Source organism: Gemmatirosa kalamazoonensis (assembly GCF_000522985.1).
GTDB classification, from domain to species: Bacteria; Gemmatimonadota; Gemmatimonadetes; order Gemmatimonadales; family Gemmatimonadaceae; genus Gemmatirosa; species Gemmatirosa kalamazoonensis.
Genome location: NZ_CP007128.1, coordinates 4924671 through 4942099 on the forward strand (window position 1 = coordinate 4924671; position 17429 = coordinate 4942099).

Sequence of the window (17429 nt, forward strand, 5' to 3'; positions counted from 1 at the left end):
CGACACTCGACGTCGGAGGGCGCCAGTACACGTACTTCCGGCTCGACCCGCTGCGGGCGCTGCCGGGCAGCACCGTCGACCGGCTCCCGTTCAGCCTGAAGGTGCTGCTGGAGAACCTGCTCCGCGGCGAGGACGGCGCGTTCGTGAAGCGCGCCGACGTCGAGGCGCTCGCCCGCTGGAACGTCGCCGCGCCGAGCGAGAAGGAGGTTGCCTATCGGCCCGCGCGCGTCCTCCTCCAGGACTTCACCGGCGTGCCGTGCGTCGTCGACCTCGCGGCCATGCGCGACGCGATCACGGCGTTAGGCGGCGACGCGCAGCGCATCAACCCGCTGCAGCCAGTCGACCTCGTGATCGACCATTCCGTCCAGGCGGACGAGTACGGGACGCCGCAGGCGTTCCTCGAGAACGTGTCGTTCGAGTTCGAGCGCAACCAGGAGCGCTATCGCTTCCTCCGCTGGGGACAGAGCGCGTTCCGCAACTTCAGCGTCGTCCCGCCGGGCACCGGGATCTGCCACCAGGTGAACCTCGAGTATCTGGCGCGCGTGGTGTTCGTCGGCGACGGGAACGTCGCGTACCCCGACTCGCTCGTCGGTACCGACTCGCACACGACGATGGTCAACGGTCTCGGCGTGTTCGGCTGGGGCGTCGGCGGCATCGAGGCCGAGGCGGCGATGCTCGGCCAGCCGCTGTCGATGCTCGTGCCCGACGTCGTCGGGTTCAAGCTCACCGGCAAGCTGCCGGCGGGCGCCACGGCCACGGATCTCGTGCTGACCGTGACCGAGATGCTGCGCAAGAAGAAGGTCGTCGGAAAGTTCGTGGAGTACTACGGCACGGGGCTCAGCGGGCTGCCGCTCGCCGACCGCGCGACGATCGCGAACATGGCGCCGGAGTACGGCGCGACCATGGGCTTCTTCCCCGTCGACGAGGAGACGCTGAAGTACCTCCGCCTCACGGGCCGCAGCGCCGAGCAGATCGCGCTCGTCGAGGCATACACGAAGGCGCAGGGCCTCTTCCGCACCGACGCGACGCCCGATCCGGTGTACAGCGACACGCTGGAGCTCGACCTCTCGACCGTCGAGCCGAGCATCGCCGGGCCGCGCCGCCCCCAGGACCGCATCCCGCTGCGGCAGTCGAAGGAGCTGTTCGCCACGCACCTCGGCGAGGTGCTCGCGAAGGCGGGATCCGCGGCGGGCAAGGCGGAGATCCACGCGGCGAAGGAGGTCAGCGCGCCGACCGAGCTCGCCGAGAGCGCGGTCGCCACGGTGACGGCGGAGCAGGAGGCGGACGGCGTCGAGGTGGAGTACAACGGGCAGACGTTCCGCCTGAGGAACGGCGCCGTCGTCATCGCTGCCATCACGAGCTGCACGAACACGTCGAACCCGAGCGTGATGCTCGGCGCCGGGCTGCTCGCGCGCAAAGCCGCCGCGAAGGGGCTGAAGGCGAAGCCGTGGGTGAAGTCCACGCTCTCGCCGGGCTCGCGCGTCGTCACCGACTACTACGAGAAGGCCGACCTCATGAAGGATCTCGAGGCGGTCGGCTTCTACCTCGCCGGCTACGGCTGCATGACGTGCATCGGCAACTCGGGCCCGCTCCCCGATCCGATCGCCGCCGCCGTCGAGAAGGGGAAGCTCGTGGTGAGCGCGGTGCTGTCGGGCAACCGCAACTTCGAGGGGCGCGTGAACCCGCACACGCGCTTCAACTATCTCGCGAGCCCCATGCTCGTCGTGGCGTACGCGCTCGCCGGGCGGATGGACATCGACCTCGAGCGCGAGCCGTTAGGCGTCGGCGCCCAGGGCCCCGTGTTCCTGCGCGACGTGTGGCCCACGCCGCAGGAGATCCAGGACACGATCCTGCAAGCCGTGAAGGGCGAGATGTTCGCGCGGCAGTACGCGAACGTATTCGAGGGCGACGAGCAGTGGCGCGCGCTCGACGTGCCGACGGGCGACACGTACGCGTGGGACCCGAACTCGACGTACGTCGCGAACCCGCCGTACTTCGAGGGGATGACGATGGCGCCGAAGGGCGTGGCGCCGATCGCCGGCGCGCGCTGCCTCGCGATGCTCGGCGACTCCATCACCACCGACCACATCTCGCCGGCCGGCAACATCAGCGCGGCGAGCCCCGCCGGGAAGTGGCTCATCGCGCACGGCGTGAAGACGCGCGAGTTCAATTCGTACGGCGCGCGTCGCGGACATCACGAGGTGATGATGCGCGGCACGTTCGCGAACATCCGCCTGCGCAACGAGCTGGTGCCCGGCACCGAGGGCGGCTGGACGACGACGGAACCCGGCGGCGACGCGGTCTCGATCTACGATGCGGCGATGCAGTACCAGCAGCAGGGGACGCCGCTCGTCATCGTCGCCGGCAAGGAGTACGGCACCGGCTCGAGCCGCGACTGGGCGGCGAAGGGCACGGTGCTGTTGGGCGTTCGCGCCGTGATCGCGGAGTCGTTCGAGCGCATCCACCGCTCCAACCTCGTCGGCATGGGCGTGCTGCCGCTCGAGTTCACGAACGGCGAGAGCCGCACGTCGCACGGTCTCACCGGCTTCGAGACGTACGAGATCGTGGGGCTCGACGACACGCTCACGCCGCGCAAGCGCCTAACGGTGAAGGCGACGGCACCCGACGGCTCGGTGAAGTCGTTCGAGGTGCTGGCGCGCATCGACACGCCGGAGGAGCTGTCGTACTTCAAGCACGGCGGGATCCTGCCGTACGTGCTGCGGTCGCTCGTGAAGAGGGCCTGATCCTCGCGACGGGGCTCCACGTACGACTTTGTGTAGGACTGAAGAAGGACTGAAGGAGGACTGAAGAAGGAGAACACCGACAGAATTGTTGGTCCCTCTTCAGTCCTCCTTCAGTCCTTCTTCAGTCCTTCAGAAACACGTACGTGGAGCCGTGAGCGGCGCGCCTAACGCAGCTCCACCGGCGGCGTGGGATCCGTGCGCCGCAGCCGCACCTCCTCCACCGCGTGGTGCGCGTCCTTGCGCAGGATCACCGTCGCCCGCTCGCGCGTGCCCACGATGTTCTGCTGCAGGTTCACGAGGTTGATCTCGCGCCAGATCCCGCGCGCCGTGTCGATCGCCTCCGGCTGCGACAGCTGCGAGTACCGGTGAAAGTACGACTCCGGGTCGCGGAACGCCGTGTCGCGGAACGTGAGGAAGCGGTTCACGTACCACCGCTCCAGTGCGTCCTCGTCGGCGTCGACGTAGATCGAGAAGTCGAAGAAGTCGGACACGACGACGCGCGGCCGCCCCACCCCGTCGCCGTCGCGCGTCGCCTCGGGCCCCTGCAGCACGTTGATCCCCTCGACGATGAGGATGTCCGGCCGGTGCACGGTCACCGTCTCGTCACGCACCACGTCGTACGTGAGGTGCGAGTACACCGGCGCCTGCACCGTCTCCTGCCCCGACTTCACGTCGGCGAGGAAGCGCAGCAGCCGCCCGACGTCGTAGCTCTCCGGGAAGCCCTTCCGCCGCATCAGCCCCCGCGCCTCGAGCTCCGCGTTCGGCAGCAGGAAGCCGTCGGTCGTCACGAGCTCCACGCGCGGATGCTCCGGCCACCGCGCGAGCAGCGCGCGCATCACGCGGGCGATCGTGCTCTTCCCCACCGCCACGCTTCCCGCCACGCCGAGGATGAACGGCGGCGACAGCGACGGCCGCATGAGGAACGTGTCGGTCACCTGCAGCAGCCGGCGCGCGGCCGTCACGTGCAGGTTCACGAGCCGCGAGAGCGGGAGGAAGATCTCCGCCACCTCGTGCACGGGCATCGGCTCGTTCACGCCGCGCAGCTTCTCCAGCTCGTCCTCGCCGAGGAGCAGCGGCGTGTTCGCCCGCAGCGGCGCCCACTGCGCCCGCGTGAACGACATGAACGGCGGCGCGGTTGGCGCCCGGAGCGGCTCGGCGACGGGAAGTGTCATCCAGGCCGAATGATAGCCCCCGGAACGCCGCCCCGGCGACCCCGACCGCTGGCGGCCGGCGTCAGTCCGCCCAGACGGCGGACAGGTCCCGCTCCCGCGACCCGTGATCGAGCTGCTTGAGCTGGTCCGTCAGATCGCGCTCGATGGCGTCGGCGTCCAGCGGCTGCAGCATCCGCGCGAGCTCGGGATCGTCGGCCACCTGCTGCCCGAGCCGCGGGTACAGGCCCGCCACGAGCTGCAGCACCTTCGTCACCTCCTCCTCCACCCGCAGCGTCACGGCCAGCGTCACCTCCTCGCGCACCTCGGCGATCGTCGACTCGCGGTTCTGCGTCATCAGCACGAACACGGAGAGGAAGATCGCCTCCAGCGACACGACCATCGTGAGGAGGCCGAACGGGAACGGATCGAACGCGCGACCCGGCATGCCCACGTTCCAGCCGATCCACAGCGCGAACCACACGACGTGGAACAGCAGGAACGGCGTCGAGCCGGCGATGATCGTCAGCCGGTTGCCGATCCGCTCCACCGGCGTGAGCTCGGCGGAGAAGCGCGCCTTCACCGCGCGCACCGCGCGCGCGGTTCCGAGCCGCCGCTGTCGGCGGTCGGCGTACGGCCCGCTGGCCTGGTCGTTTCGCTCGGCGGTTGAGCTCATTGCGAGCACGGCCGCATGCGAAAAGCACGCCCGCGGTGTACGCGGACGTGCTTTTCAGTCATCACCTCGGTCACGCCGGCCGCGTCACGGGATGGCGACTCGCTGCTTGTCGACGTTGTTACCGACGATGGCGCCCGCCGCCGCGCCGACCACGGCGCCGAGCAGACCGCCCTTCAGGCGGTCCTTGCGCGCGCTCGTCGCGACACCGATCGCCGCGCCGGCGGCCGCACCGATCGCCGCGTCACGCTTCGTGTTCTTCTTCACGACCGTCTGCGGCGCGCGATAGACCACGCCGCTGCCGCTCGACGAGCCGCGGCTGCTGCTCCCCGACGAGCGCGTGCGATACACGACACGCTCGCGCACCGGCTGCGGCGCGGGGGCGGGATACGGCGCCGGCGCGTAGTACGGACCCGCGGCGTAGCCGGCCGCGACCGGCATCGGCGCGTAGCCGTTCGGGTACATTCCAGGCTGCCCGTACGGGTACTGCTGGGCGCCGAGCTCCTGCGGCGACACGAACTGCTGCTGACGGTACGCCTGGGCCTGCGAGGCGAGCGACAGGTCGTTCTGGAGCCCCGCGTCGAGCGAGTTGCTCTTGCCGCCGCAGGCGGCGACGAGCGCGATCGACGGGGCCAGGATGATCTTCGCTAACGAGCGTGGCTGCATGGTCTCCTCCAGTCCAGATCGCGAAAGGTCGCGAGAATGACATCGGTTCAAGGCAGGCGCCGGACCAGGGGTTGTCGGCCTCGTGGCGCCGCTAACTCTCCCGAGCGTCCGTAGCGGTGTCCTCTCCTGTGCCCCCGGGAGGACACGACGGCGCGCTGCTGCGTCAGATGTTCTCCTCCGCGCTCGCGGCCGTGCACCCCGGGCCGGTGACCGCCGTCACCCTCGATGGGATCGCGCTGCCCGACCCTCCGGGCGGCGTCCACCTCCTCGCGATCGGCAAGGGCGCGCACGCGATGGCCGGCGCGGCGGTGGAGGCGCTCGCGCGGCGCGGCGCCTGCCCGGCCGGCGGGGTGATCGTGGCGGCCACCCCGGGCGCGCCGCCCCATCCCGCGCTGGAGGCCGTCGTCGGCGACCACCCGGTGCCCGGTCCGGGCTCCCGCGCCGCGGCCGACGCCGTCGTCCGGGCAGCGGCACGGGTTCGTCCCGACGACCTCGCGGTCGTGCTGCTATCCGGCGGCGCGTCGAGCCTCGTCGGCGCACCGGTGCCGGACGTCGGCCCCGACGAGCTGGCGGCGCTCACCGGCGTGCTGCTCGGCGCCGGCGGCGACATCGCGCTCGTGAACGGCGTGCGCCGCCGCGTCGCGCGATGGGGCGCGGGACGTCTCGCCGTCGCGCTCGCCCCGGCGCGCGTCGCGTGCCTCGTGCTCTCGGACGTGCCGGGCTACGACGCGGCCCTCGTCGGGTCCGGACCATGCGCGCCCGACGCGACGCCCGCGGCCGACGTGATCGCACAGCTCGAGGCCATCGGCGCATGGGCGCGCGTGCCCGACGGCGTACGCCGACGCCTCGAGCGTGCCGCGCGCGGCGAGCCGGACGTGCCGCCGGCGGACGACGATGCGTTCCGCCGCGTGCGCATCGAGCTGCTCGCCGACAACGACACCGCGGTGCGCGCCGCCGCCGACGCCGCGCGCGCCGCTGGCTTTCACACCGTCGCGCACGACGAGCGCCTCGCGGGAGAGGCGCGCGCGCTCGGCGCGGCGATCGGCGCCACGCTGCGCGCCGCGGCCGAGTCGCTGCCGTTAGGCGGACGGGTCGTGCACGTGTGGGGTGGCGAGCCCGCGGTCACGCTCGGCGACGCGGGCCCCGATGCGCGCGGCGGACGCATGCAGGAGCTGGCGCTCGCGGCGGCCGAGTCGATTCGCGGCGCGCGCGTCGTGCTCCTCGCCGCGGGCACCGACGGGCGCGACGGCCCCACCGACGCGGCCGGTGCGATCGTGGACGGCGACACGTGGGATCGGATGCTGGCGGCGGGTCGCGATCCGGCGGCCGACCTCGCCGCACATCGCAGCCACGCGGCGCTCGACGCGGCCGGCGCGCTGCTGCGCACCGGACCCACGGGGACCAACGTGGCCGACCTCGTCATCGCATGCGTCGCGGCGCCGGAGCCGACCGTCTCGAGGAGCGACGCTCCATGAGGTTCGGATAGCGGATCGAACGATCCGTCGATCTTCACGATCCGCGTACCAGACCTCGAGGAGGCCCGCTCCTCGCGGAGCCGAGCGCCGCGGACCGCAGTCGACGTGGTCGCCGCGGGTTCAGCTCGCCCCGCATGCGCCGCTAGATTCTCCCGCCATGCGAGCTTCTCCCTTCACGATCGGCATCATCCAGGATCACGCGACGGACGACGAGGCTGCGAACGTCGCGCGCGCCGTGTCGCTCATCCGCGAGGCCGCGGCCCGTGGCGCGCAGATCGTCTGCCTCAAGGAGCTGTTCAATACGCCCTACTTCGCGAAGTCGACGAAGGTGGAGCACTTCGACCTCGCGCAGCCGGTGCCGGGGCCGATCACCGACACGATGCAGGCGCTCGCGAAGGAGCTCGCGATCGTCATCATCGTGCCGATCTTCGTGCGGCGCGCCGCGGGGCTGTACATGAACTCCGCGGTCGTCATCGACGCCGACGGCGAGATCCTCGGCGTGTACGACAAGATGCACATCCCGCACGACCCGATGTTCGAGGAGAAGTACTACTTCACACCGGGCGACGCGCACCTCGACTACCACGGCGAGAAGGGCGGCGCCGCGAACGGCTTCAAGGTGTGGAAGACGCGCTACGCGAACGTGGGCGTGCTCGTGTGCTGGGACCAGTGGTATCCCGAGGCGGCGCGCATCACCGCGCTGTTAGGCGCCGACGTGCTGTTCTATCCCACCGCGATCGGGTGGCACCCGGCGGAGAAGGACACGTGGGGCCAGGCGCAGGTGGAGGCGTGGCGCACGGCGCAGCGCGCGCACGCCATCGCGAACGGCGTGTACGTGGCGTCGCCGAACCGCGTCGGCTTCGAGCCCGAGCCGGGCACGAACGGGCTCGAGTTCTTCGGCCACTCGTTCATCGCCGACCCGTTCGGCCGCGTGGTGACGGAGGCGGGGACGGACGAGGCGGTGCTCGTACACACGTGCGATCCGAAGCTGCAGGAGGAGGTGCGCCGCAACTGGCCGTTCCTGCGCGACCGCCGCGTCGACGCGTACCAGCCGATCCTCAACCGCTACATCGGTGCGTCGGGACTCGGGACTCGGGACTCGGGACTCGGGACTCGCTGACGCATGCGCGACGACCTCGGCTCCGGTGAGATCGGCCCCACTACTCGGGGCCTAACGAGCGCTTTCCGGCGGGACCCGAGTCCCGAGTCCCGAGTCCCGAGTCCCGAGCTACGCATGCCCGCGGAGTGGGAGCCGCACGACGCGACGTGGATCGCGTGGCCGCACCACGAGCCCGACTGGCCCGGGAAGCTCGGCCCCATTCCGTGGGTGTACGCCGAGATCGTGCGCGCGCTGCACCGCCACGAGCCGGTCGAGATCCTCTGCCACGACGACACCGTGCGCGACGCCGCGCGCGAGGCGCTCGCGGCGCACGGCGTGGTGGTGAACGAGCCCCGCCCCGGCGCGCACCGCGTGCGCCTCCACGTCGCGCCGAACGATCGCGTGTGGCTCCGCGACTCCGCGCCCACGGGGGTGCTCGGCGCCGACGGGCGAGTGACGTGGGCGAACTGGGCGTTCAACGCGTGGGCGAAGTACGACAACTACGCGCACGACGCGCTCGTCGGCCGCGCCATCGCCGACGTCACGGGGCTGCCGCGCGTCGAGCCGCAGCGTCCCGACGGCAAGGGGCGCCTCGTGCTCGAGGGCGGCGGCATCGAGACGAACGGCCAGGGGCTGCTGCTCGTCACCGAGGAGTGGCTGCTGAGCGACGTCCAGGTGCGCAACCCGGGACTCGGCCGCGAGGACTACGAGCGCGCGTTCCGCGAGTGGTTAGGCATCCGCCAGACGATCTGGCTCGGCGAGGGCTGCGTCGGCGACGACACGCACGGTCACATCGACGACATCGCGCGCTTCGTCGCGCCCGACACCGTCGTCCTCGCGCACGAGGAGGATCCGACCGACGAGAACCACCGCCGCTCGCTCGACAACCTGCACCGGCTGCGGCTCGCCGGCGGCACGCACGGGGCGCTCCGCATCGTCACGCTGCCCTTCCCGCGCGCGGTCGAGATGAACGGCGAACGGCTGCCGGCGAGCTACGCGAACTTCTACATCGGCAACGGCATCGTGCTCGTACCGACGTTCAACGATCGCAACGACCGCGTGGCGCTCAACACGCTCGCCGGGCTGTTCCCGCAGCACGACGTGGTGGGCATCCACGCCGTGGACCTCGTGTGGGGCCTCGGCACGCTGCACTGCCTGACGCAGCAGCAGCCGGCCGGACGCGGCGCGCGATGACGGAGCCACCGCTTCCCACCTGGGCGCGGCCGAAGCCGCAGGGCGGCGCGCCGGCGCCGGGGTCCGCGCTCGAGCTGCAGTACGAGACGTTCATCGGGCCGCGCTGGGAGACGTACCGCCGGAAGTTCGCCCCGTTCTTCGCGGAGCCGCGCTTCCAGCCGACGTGGAACTGGTCCGCGGCGCTGTTCTCGCCGATCTGGTTCCTGTACCGGAAGCTCTACCTGCCGTTCGTCTTCTTCTGGATCGCGCCCGGCATGGTGTTCGGGCTGCTCTGGAAGGGGGAGCCGCCGAAGGCCGCCGACATCTCGGCGAACCCGGAGCTCATGCGGGACTTCCGGCTGGTGCTGCTCGGCGTGCAGCTCGCGGCTATGGTGCTCGCCGGCGGCACCGCGAACTACCTCCTGTTCCGCCGAGCACGGGCCGCCATCATGCTCGCCGAGCAGCGCGCCCCGGACGCCGAGACGCTGGAGCTGATCCTCACCCGGCTGGGTCGGGTGAACGTCACCGGCGTCGTGGTGGTCGTCGTCATGATGGCCGTCGCGGGCCTCGTGATGTCCACCGGCTCGGCGCCCTGAGGCCCAGCGGCGCGAGGGTGGATCTTCGGGTATTCTTCGGGTGTACGTTGCTCGGAATCACGAGCCCCCACCCCGATGGATACCCGACGCAAGCTCGCCATCCTCGCCGACGCCGCCCGATTCGACGCGCCCTGCGCGCGCCGACTGCCCGGCGCGCCCGGGGAGTCGTCCGTGCCCGACCAGGGCATCTGCCACGCGATCGCCGCCGACGGGCGGACGGTCGCGCTGCTCAAGGTGCTGCTCACGAACCACTGCATCCACGACTGCGCCTACTGCGTGAACCGCCGCTCCGCCGACGTCGAGCGGGCGCGGTTCACCGTGACCGAGATCGTGCGGCTCACGCTCGACCTCTTCCGGCAGGGCGTCATCGAGGGGCTGTTCCTGAGCTCGGGCGTGATGCGGAGCGCCGACTTCACGATGGAGCAGCTCACCGACGTCGCCCGCACGCTGCGGCGTGATCACGGCTTCGCCGGCTACATCCATCTGAAGGCGATCCCCGAGGCGAGCCCCGAGCTGCTCACGGAGGCCGGCAAGTGGGTGGACCGGCTCAGCGTGAACGTGGAGCTGCCGACCCAGCGGCACCTCGATGCCATCGCGCCGGGGCGGCGGCTCGTCACGATCACGCGCGCCATGGACCGCATCCGCGACGGCATCGCCGAGGCGCACGAGGCGCAGCGCCGCAGCGTGCGCGCACCGTCGTTCGCGCCCGCCGGGCAGGTGACCCAGATGGTGGTCGGCGCGGACGACGCCACCGACGCGCAGATCCTCGGGACGAGCGCCGCGCTGTACGAGCGGCAGCGGCTGCGCCGCGTGTACTACGGCTCGTACGTGCCGATCGTCGGCGCGGGGGACGCGGTGCCTGACGCCGCGCCGCCGGCCGCCCGCGAGCACCGCCTCTACCAGGCGGACTGGCTGCTCCGGCACTACGGGTTCGCCGTGGACGAGCTGGTGCCGGACGATGCGCCGAACCTCGACCTGGACCTGGACCCGAAGCTCGCGTGGGCGCTCCGTCATCGCGACGCGTTCCCCGCGGACCTCAACCGCGCGACGCGGCGCGAGCTGCTGCGCGTGCCGGGGCTCGGACGCATGGCCGTCGAGCGCATCCTCACCGCGCGCCGCTGGCGGCGCCTGCGCACCACCGACCTGCTCACGCTGCACGTCCCGGTCGCGCGCGTGCTGCCGTTCGTCCACGCCGCGGACCCGAACCCCGCGCTGCGCCTGCTCGACGCGCCCGACCTGCGCGACCGGCTGGTGCGCCCGCGCGACCAGCTCGATCTGTTCGCCGCCGCCGGTTAGGCGTCAGGCAGACGCTCGGATCTCGAAGCAGCAGCGGGGCCGCGCGCTGCGGTCGCAGCACTCGTGCACGGCAGCACCGTCGCCGAGCAGCTCGACCAGCACGCTCTCGATCGCGTGGCAGACGCCGGGGTGCTTGCCGGTGAGCGCGGCGAGCGGACAGCCGCGTCCCTGGATCCTGAGCGACGCCGCACCGTGCTCCACGTCGGTGAGCGCGCCGAGCTCCGCGTTCAGCACCCGGCTCGCCGCGGCCACGCGCTCGTCGAGCGGCGCGTCGGGCACGAGCGCGACGAGCTCGCGCCCGAACCCGCGTCCCGCCTCGCGCATCACCCGGTCGAACTCCTCGGGCGTGGTGCGCTCGGCGAGCGCGCTCACGAGATGCGTGAGCAGCGGCACGTAGGCACGCGACAGCAGCTGGTCGAGCTCCGGCGTCAGCTCGTAGACCGCCGACGGCCGCGTCGGTCCGCGGCGCGTCCCCTGACGCCGCACGAGGCCGTCGCGCTCCATCGCCATGAGCTGCACGCGCACCGCGTTGTGGCTCAGCGCGAGCGCGGACGCGATCTCGTCCACCGTCAGCGCGCTGCGGCGCAGGAGCGTCGCGATCCGCCCGCGCGGGCTCTCGAGGAATTGGTGGCGAAGGCGAAGCGACATCGACGCGACGTACGGGCGGCGGTGATGGGACCGGGCGCGCCCAATCTAGAGCGCTGTCGCCGCACCTCTGCATCGTCTCTGCCGCTGGCCGGATAACACCATAACTCTGAGTTTATCTGGAATATTTTCTGCAGCGCCTCCGTCCCCGGGATGCTTCCCGTACGTGATTCCCGTCGCTGGAGGAGTCTCGACGATGACTCGACGCCCGGCCCTCGTCGCGGTGGCGTGCGCAGCGCTCACCGGCGCACTCGCCGCCTGTCGCCAGTTCCCCACGGTGAAGCCCGCCGACGAGGTGCAGCGGCAGGGGCGCGACATCTTCCGCTACGACACGTTCGGCGACGAGCAGTTCTGGACCGACACGGCGCGGCTGCACGAGGTGGTCGAGCGGGAGATCCAACCCCTGGAGGCGCTCGGCCTCGGGCTAAAGGTCGACATGGATCGGCTCAACCTCGCGAAGTTCATCCTCCACAACCCGCTCGGTGTCGGCGGGACGAAGGAGCTGCTGCGCGAGAACGCGGTCGTCGGCATCAAGGCGGAGTTCGAGGGCAAGCACATCAAGCGCATCGGGATCACCTGCGCGCTGTGCCACTCCACCGTCGACAACGCGCTGCTCCCCGGCATCGGCCACCGGCTCGACGGGTGGCCCAACCGCGACCTGAAGGTCGGACGGATCCTCGCCATGCTCCCGAACTTCACCGAGGAGCAGAAGGCGGTGCTGCGCACCTGGCCGACGGGGACCTACGACCCGCGCTTCAACTTCGACGGCAAGAGCACGCCGCTCGTGCTGCCGCCCGCGTACGGCCTCGCCGGCGTGACCAACGAGACGTACACCGCGGAGGGGCCCATCTCGTACTGGAACGCGTACGTCGCCGTGACGCAGATGCACGGCCACGGCAACTTCTCCGACCCGCGGCTCGGCGTGAACATCGTGCAGGAGCCGGACATGGTGACGCCGAAGCTCGCCGCGCTGCGCGCCTACCAGCACGCGATCGGCGCCGCGCCGCCACCGGGCGCGCTCGTGAACGGCTCCGCCGCGCGCCGAGGCAAGGCGGTGTTCGACGCGAACTGCGCGCGGTGCCACACCGCGGACAGCCTCACCGACAACAACGCCGGCACGCTGCACGCCGCGTCGGAGACGGGGATGGATCCGCGGTACGCCGAGCGCACGACGGCGAAGCAGTACCGCACCACGCCGCTGCGCGGCCTCTGGCAGCACGCGCCGTACTTCCACGACGGCAGCGCGCGCACGCTCGACGACGTGGTGGAGCACTACGACCGGGCGCTCGGTCTCAAGCTGTCCGGCAGACAGCGGAAGGATCTGCGCGAGTACCTCAAGTCGCTCTGAGCGTCTCGGCTACACACGGGAGGATCGACATGCGGCGCTGTGGTCGGATCGGCATGGCGTTAGGCGCATCGCTCGCGGCGTCGGTCGCCGGCGCGCAGCGTCCCCTGATGGTGGGCCTCGCGGGCGGCGTGACGGTGCCGCAGGGCGCGCTCGCCGACGGCGTGGAGACCGGCTGGCACGGGTTGGGCACGTTCGCGCTCGGCTCGCCGATGCAGCCGTTAGGCCTTCGCCTCGACGCGGCGTACAACCGGTTCGGCTTCAAGGGCACGACCGCGTCGAGCGTGTCGAGCGCGTCGCAGTCGGTCACGTCGGGCACGCTGAACGTGACGTACCGGATGCCGGCGTGGCGGACGGCGTTCTCGCCGTACGTGATCGCGGGCGCCGGCGCGTACCACCTCGCGTGCTCGGGCGACGCGCGGTGCGGCACGGCGACCAAGTTCGGATGGAACGCGGGGCTTGGCACGAAGCTCACGGGGCTCGGGCTCCGCACGTTCCTCGAGGCCCGCTTCCACAGCGTCGCCGAGCCGGGAGCCGACCTGCACTACTTCCCGGTGACGCTCGGGCTCCTGTTCTAGCGGCGGCCTAACGCTTCGCGACCGCCTCGTCGAGCAGCGCCTCCGCGCGCTCCGCGCCGGCGCGGCCCAGGGGTCGGAGCTCCTTGCCGAGCGCGGTGCTGTACGAGACGAAGAAGCGCTCGAGGTCGTCCACCAGCTCGCGCGGGAGCTGCGTGAGCTCGTGAACGCGTCCGAACGTGCGCGACTTCACGCCCACGGCGATGAGCCGGTCGTTGCGCTGCGGCGGGCCGCCCTTCTCGCGCTGCTCCGCCTCGATGACGCCGACGAGCCGCGCCTCGACGACGACGCCGGGCAGCGTGGGACCGTCGTGCAGCACGAGCACGTCGATCGGGTCGCCGTCGCCGGCCTTCGTGCGCGGCACGAAGCCGAAGTCGTGCGGGAACGTCATCCCCACCGGCAGCGACTTCTTGAGCACGAACACCCCGCGCTCGTCATCGAAGCTCAGCTTGTGCACGCTGCCGCCGGGCGTCTCCACGACCACGTTCACGGTGCCCTCGTCCGTGCGCGGAGGAAGGCGGAGGAGCGGATGCAGTTCCGGCATGCCATGCAGCTCCTGCACTCCACGAGCCAGGCGCGCCCGGCGGGACTCCACGTACGACTTTCCATGGGACTGAAGAAGGACTGAAGGAGGACTGAAGAAGGACCAACAACTCCGTTGGTGTTCTCCTTCTTCAGTCCTCCTTCAGTCCTGCCAACACTCGTACGTGGAGCCCCGTCAAAGCGGGCACGCCGTCAGAACGACAGGCGGAGCCCGACGCTTCCGGCGATGTTGTTCGTCGTGTTGCCCTTCACCGGCAGGCCGGTGTTGTCGAGCGCGTCGAACCGGCCGACGTAGTCCTTCACCATCGCGCGCACGCCGAAGCCGCGTCCGACGGTGACGTCGACGCCGGCGCCGAGGTTGCCGGCGAAGCTGGTGGACGACGTCTTCACGACCGACTCCTGGAACTTCGTCGTGATCGCGCCCACGCCGAGCTGCGCGAACGGCGTGAACTGCTGCGCGGCGCCGGCGCTCTGCATGGGCATGCGGAGCTCGACGTCGGCATCGTAGATCACGTGCTTGCTCGTGCCGCCGATGTTCACGCCGCCGAGGATCGGCACGCCGACCTGCAGGTTCGACGAGCCGTACGCGACGTTGCCGACGAGACCGACGTTGGGCCCCATCGAGAGCCCGAGCTGCGCGCCGACGACGGGCGCGTTCGCGCTCTTCAGGCTCGTGCCGAGCGGGCCGTTGATGATGTCGCCGAAATGCATGTAGCCCGCGTAGGGCGTCACGTCGAACACCGTCGCCTTCTGTGCGGCGGCCGGCTGACGCTGCTGCGCGCCGAGCGGCGCGGCGACGAGGGCGAGGGCCAGCACGGCGACCGAGCGGGCGTTGACGATGGACCGATGCATGGGATTCTCCGGGTCACGTTGCCCGCGACGCCGCGGGCACCGGCCCCCGGTAAGGCAGCTTCGGGGCCGCCCGTGCCGCGCGCGCAAGTCGTTACCGTGCATCGCCTTGCGTCGGCGTTGCCAGCACCCGGTGTCCGGCGCGGGTGACAGATCGGCGTCCTCCGAGGGACGCGGAGGGCTTGCTCCTTGCACCAGCCGACGCGCCGTGAAGATCACGCTCCTGTCCGACGACTCCATCCGCTACGAGCCCGCGCCGGGCCTGCTGACGATCGACGCCGATTCGGCCGAGCGGCAGTACTCGCCGTTCCACATGCTCGGCAGCTCGCTCGCCGTGTGCACGTTCTCCGTGCTCGCGTCGTGGGCGACGCACGCGAACATCCCGTTCGACGACCTCGTGATCGACGTGTCGTGGACGTTCGCCGAGAAGCCGCATCGGCTCGACACGGTGAAGCTCGCGTTCACGTGGAAGAGCCTTCCGCCGAACCGGCTCGAGGCCGCGAAGCGCGCCGCCGCGCTCTGCCCGATCCACGCGACGCTGTCGCACGGCCACACGGCGGTGAGCGTCGAGGGCGCGGTCGCGTGAGCGTGCCGGTGGTGCAGTTCACGGTGCGCGGTCGGCCGCGCGACGGCGCCGCGCAGTCGCCGACGTCGTTCACCGCGGGCTGGTCGGGCGTCGGCGAGGGCCGGCCGTACACGGTGGTGTACGACGGCCACTGCAAGGTGTGCGGCAAGATGGTCGCGCTGCTGCGCGCGTGGGATCGCAACGCGCACCTGCTCGAGATCGTGCCGTCGCAGATGGCCGGCGTGGCGGCGCGGTTCCCGTGGATCCCGGCGCGCGCCTACGCGGAGGGCGTGCAGCTGATCGGGCCCGGCGGGCGCACGTGGATGGGCGCCGCAGCGGTGGAGCGCATCATCGACATCATGCCGCGCGGACGGCTGATCTCGTGGATCTTCCGCATCCCGCTCGTGCACACGCTCGTCGACCGCTTCTATCGCTGGTTCGCGCGCAACCGCTACCGGCTCGGTTGCGGCGAGCACTGCACGGCGCAGCTGGATCTCGTCGACTTCGGCGACGGCGCCTAACGGCGCGCGCTCAGGGCGTGTTGCGGGCCTGCTTCTCCGACAACGCCAGCTCGCGCAGCCACGCCTCGACGCCCTCCGCGTCCGGGCCGTCGAGCGTCGCCTCGTCCGTCTGCACGCCCGCCTCCGCGGTGCCGCCGCTCTCGCGCACGATGCGCTCGATCGTCTCGCGCCACGTCGCGTCCTGCATGCGATTGCCGACGGTGGCCATGGCGAGCCAGTCGACGACGTTCGCCGCGCGGTCGTAGAGCTCCACCTGGAAGCGGAGCACGCCCGTGTCGACCGGCGTGGGCGGCGGGCCTAACGTGAAGCGCACGGCACCGGCCAGCGGATGCCCCTCCACCGTCTGCAGCGTGAGCAGCGTCGGGCCCAGCTCGGCCACGCGCACCTGCACGTTGCCGCGCATCGGCAGCGACATCGTCACCGTCTGCCCGCGCTCCCGCACCGCCGTCGGCGTGCCGGGCTCCGCACCGACGTGCATCTGATCGGGGCTGATCTCGTCGAAGTCCTGGCAGAAGCGCGCGAACAGCGCGTTCGCGTCGACGGTGGCGTCGCGGATGTCGGCCCAGAAGCGCTTGCGGTGCAGCGGGCCCACGCCCTGCTCGGGGAGCTGCTCGGGCAGCGCGTCGAGCAGCCGACGCAGCCCGTCGTCGAGCGCCGTGGGCCGTACGCCGAGCACGTCGAGCAGCGCGTTTCGCTTCGGCGGCTCGATGACGTTTCCCTCGCGCAGCATCGTGAGCTGGCTGTCGTTCACCGGGAACTCCACGCCGAGTACACCGGCGACGCGCGCACCGAGGCCGGCGAGCATGCCGGGCACCGGGATGCGCGTCGGCTCGCGCCCCGTTAGGCGGCCGAAGCGGTCGAGCAGGTCGTTCACGCACGTGCGCTCCGGGCCCGCCACGTCGAGCGCCTTGCCCGCGAGGTCGGCGCGCTCCACCGCCGCCGCGAGCGCCTCGCCGACGTCGTCGGCCCACACCGGCTGGAACTCCTGGTCGCCGCCCGCGATGACGGGCACCGCGGGCAGCGTGCGCACCATCTTCAGCAGCAGCGAGATGACGTCGTCGCCCGGGCCGTAGACGTTGCCCGGCCGCACGATCACCCACCGGCCGCCGAAGCGACGCACGATCTCCTCGCCCGCCTTCTTGCTCCGGTGGTATGGCGACTCGCCGGTCTCCGCGCCGAGCGACGAGACGTACACGAGGTGCGGCACGCCCGCGCGCGCGGTCTCCTGCACGACGTGGCGCGTTCCCTCGACGTTCACCTTGTCGAAGGTGCTGTCGGGCGGCGACTCGTCGACGATGCCGACGACGTGCAGCACGGCGTCGCAGCCGTCCGCCGCGCCGTGCAGCGTGTCGGGGCGCGTCACGTCGCCGGCGCGCGGCTCCACGCCGTCGGGCCACTCGCGCGCCGCCTCGTCGGCGTGCCGCGTCAACAGCCGGACCGTGTGCCCGCGCTTCACGAGGGCGCGCACCGTCGCCTCGCCCACCACCCCGCTGCCACCCGTCACCAGAATGCGCAT

The 17429-nt window shown here is 71.5% G+C and carries 17 protein-coding genes; 10 read left to right on the plus strand and 7 right to left on the minus strand.

Translation table 11 applies throughout. From position 1 onward, the window contains the following. Positions 1-50: 50 nt before the first annotated feature. Entirely contained in the window at positions 51-2744 is a 2694-nt protein-coding gene (gene acnA, locus J421_RS21320; protein WP_425485843.1) for an aconitate hydratase AcnA, read from the plus strand. A gap of 164 nt (positions 2745-2908) precedes the next feature. Here acnA and coaA read toward each other — a convergent pair whose 3' ends face one another. The 3 genes from coaA to J421_RS33705 form a co-directional block, all read right to left on the minus strand. Next, complete coding sequence (gene coaA / locus J421_RS21325) at positions 2909-3916, minus strand: type I pantothenate kinase (RefSeq protein WP_025413206.1); 1008 nt, start codon at positions 3914-3916, stop codon at positions 2909-2911. A 61-nt stretch (positions 3917-3977) separates the two neighbouring features. Next, complete coding sequence (locus J421_RS21330) at positions 3978-4568, minus strand: DUF1003 domain-containing protein (protein ID WP_025413207.1); 591 nt, start codon at positions 4566-4568, stop codon at positions 3978-3980. Between the two features lie 84 nt (positions 4569-4652). Next, positions 4653-5231 carry a glycine zipper domain-containing protein gene (locus J421_RS33705; protein WP_025413208.1) on the minus strand — a complete coding sequence of 193 codons (579 nt, stop codon included), beginning with the start codon at positions 5229-5231 and terminating at the stop codon, positions 4653-4655. A gap of 167 nt (positions 5232-5398) precedes the next feature. On the opposite strand from J421_RS33705, the gene J421_RS21340 reads away from it, so the two are divergent. The 5 genes from J421_RS21340 (at position 5399) to J421_RS21360 (ending at position 10870) form a co-directional block, all read left to right on the plus strand. Beyond that, positions 5399-6706 (plus strand): glycerate kinase type-2 family protein, encoded by a 1308-nt coding sequence (locus J421_RS21340; protein WP_025413209.1) that lies wholly within the window; start codon positions 5399-5401, stop codon positions 6704-6706. Positions 6707-6863: 157 nt separating this feature from the next. Beyond that, the gene (locus tag J421_RS21345) at positions 6864-7826 is read left to right on the plus strand and encodes a carbon-nitrogen hydrolase (RefSeq protein ID WP_025413210.1); all 963 of its coding nucleotides are present in this window, start codon (positions 6864-6866) and stop codon (positions 7824-7826) included. Between the two features lie 3 nt (positions 7827-7829). Next, a complete protein-coding gene (locus J421_RS21350; RefSeq protein ID WP_025413211.1) occupies positions 7830-8999 on the plus strand; it encodes an agmatine deiminase family protein in 1170 nt (389 codons plus the stop codon). Further along, on the plus strand, positions 8996-9574 hold the full coding sequence (locus J421_RS21355) for a DUF2628 domain-containing protein (protein WP_025413212.1): 579 nt from the start codon (positions 8996-8998) through the stop codon (positions 9572-9574). The genes J421_RS21350 and J421_RS21355 overlap by 4 nt, the downstream gene beginning before the upstream one ends. Before the next feature lie 75 nt (positions 9575-9649). Beyond that, on the plus strand, positions 9650-10870 hold the full coding sequence (locus tag J421_RS21360; protein WP_025413213.1) for a putative DNA modification/repair radical SAM protein: 1221 nt from the start codon (positions 9650-9652) through the stop codon (positions 10868-10870). Between the two features lie 3 nt (positions 10871-10873). Here the strand turns inward: J421_RS21360 and J421_RS21365 are convergent, their stop codons facing one another. Continuing rightward, positions 10874-11518 (minus strand): helix-turn-helix transcriptional regulator, encoded by a 645-nt coding sequence (locus tag J421_RS21365; protein WP_025413214.1) that lies wholly within the window; start codon positions 11516-11518, stop codon positions 10874-10876. Positions 11519-11711: 193 nt separating this feature from the next. On the opposite strand from J421_RS21365, the gene J421_RS21370 reads away from it, so the two are divergent. Further along, on the plus strand, positions 11712-12863 hold the full coding sequence (locus J421_RS21370; protein ID WP_104022916.1) for a c-type cytochrome: 1152 nt from the start codon (positions 11712-11714) through the stop codon (positions 12861-12863). A gap of 29 nt (positions 12864-12892) precedes the next feature. Next, complete coding sequence (locus tag J421_RS21375) at positions 12893-13438, plus strand: outer membrane beta-barrel protein (protein ID WP_104022917.1); 546 nt, start codon at positions 12893-12895, stop codon at positions 13436-13438. A gap of 7 nt (positions 13439-13445) precedes the next feature. Here J421_RS21375 and J421_RS21380 read toward each other — a convergent pair whose 3' ends face one another. Both J421_RS21380 and J421_RS21385 read right to left on the minus strand, forming a co-directional pair. After that, positions 13446-13979 (minus strand): inorganic diphosphatase, encoded by a 534-nt coding sequence (locus J421_RS21380; RefSeq protein ID WP_025413217.1) that lies wholly within the window; start codon positions 13977-13979, stop codon positions 13446-13448. 191 nt (positions 13980-14170) lie between these two features. Beyond that, positions 14171-14830, minus strand: a complete 660-nt coding sequence (locus J421_RS21385) for an outer membrane beta-barrel protein (protein WP_025413218.1) — start codon at positions 14828-14830, stop codon at positions 14171-14173. 205 nt (positions 14831-15035) lie between these two features. Between J421_RS21385 and J421_RS32970 the strand changes: the two genes are divergently transcribed. Continuing rightward, complete coding sequence (locus J421_RS32970; RefSeq protein WP_025413219.1) at positions 15036-15413, plus strand: OsmC family protein; 378 nt, start codon at positions 15036-15038, stop codon at positions 15411-15413. Continuing rightward, entirely contained in the window at positions 15410-15913 is a 504-nt protein-coding gene (locus J421_RS21395) for a thiol-disulfide oxidoreductase DCC family protein (RefSeq protein ID WP_025413220.1), read from the plus strand. The genes J421_RS32970 and J421_RS21395 overlap by 4 nt, the downstream gene beginning before the upstream one ends. Positions 15914-15923: 10 nt before the next feature. Here J421_RS21395 and J421_RS21400 read toward each other — a convergent pair whose 3' ends face one another. Continuing rightward, a complete protein-coding gene (locus J421_RS21400) occupies positions 15924-17429 on the minus strand; it encodes a complex I NDUFA9 subunit family protein (protein WP_025413221.1) in 1506 nt (501 codons plus the stop codon).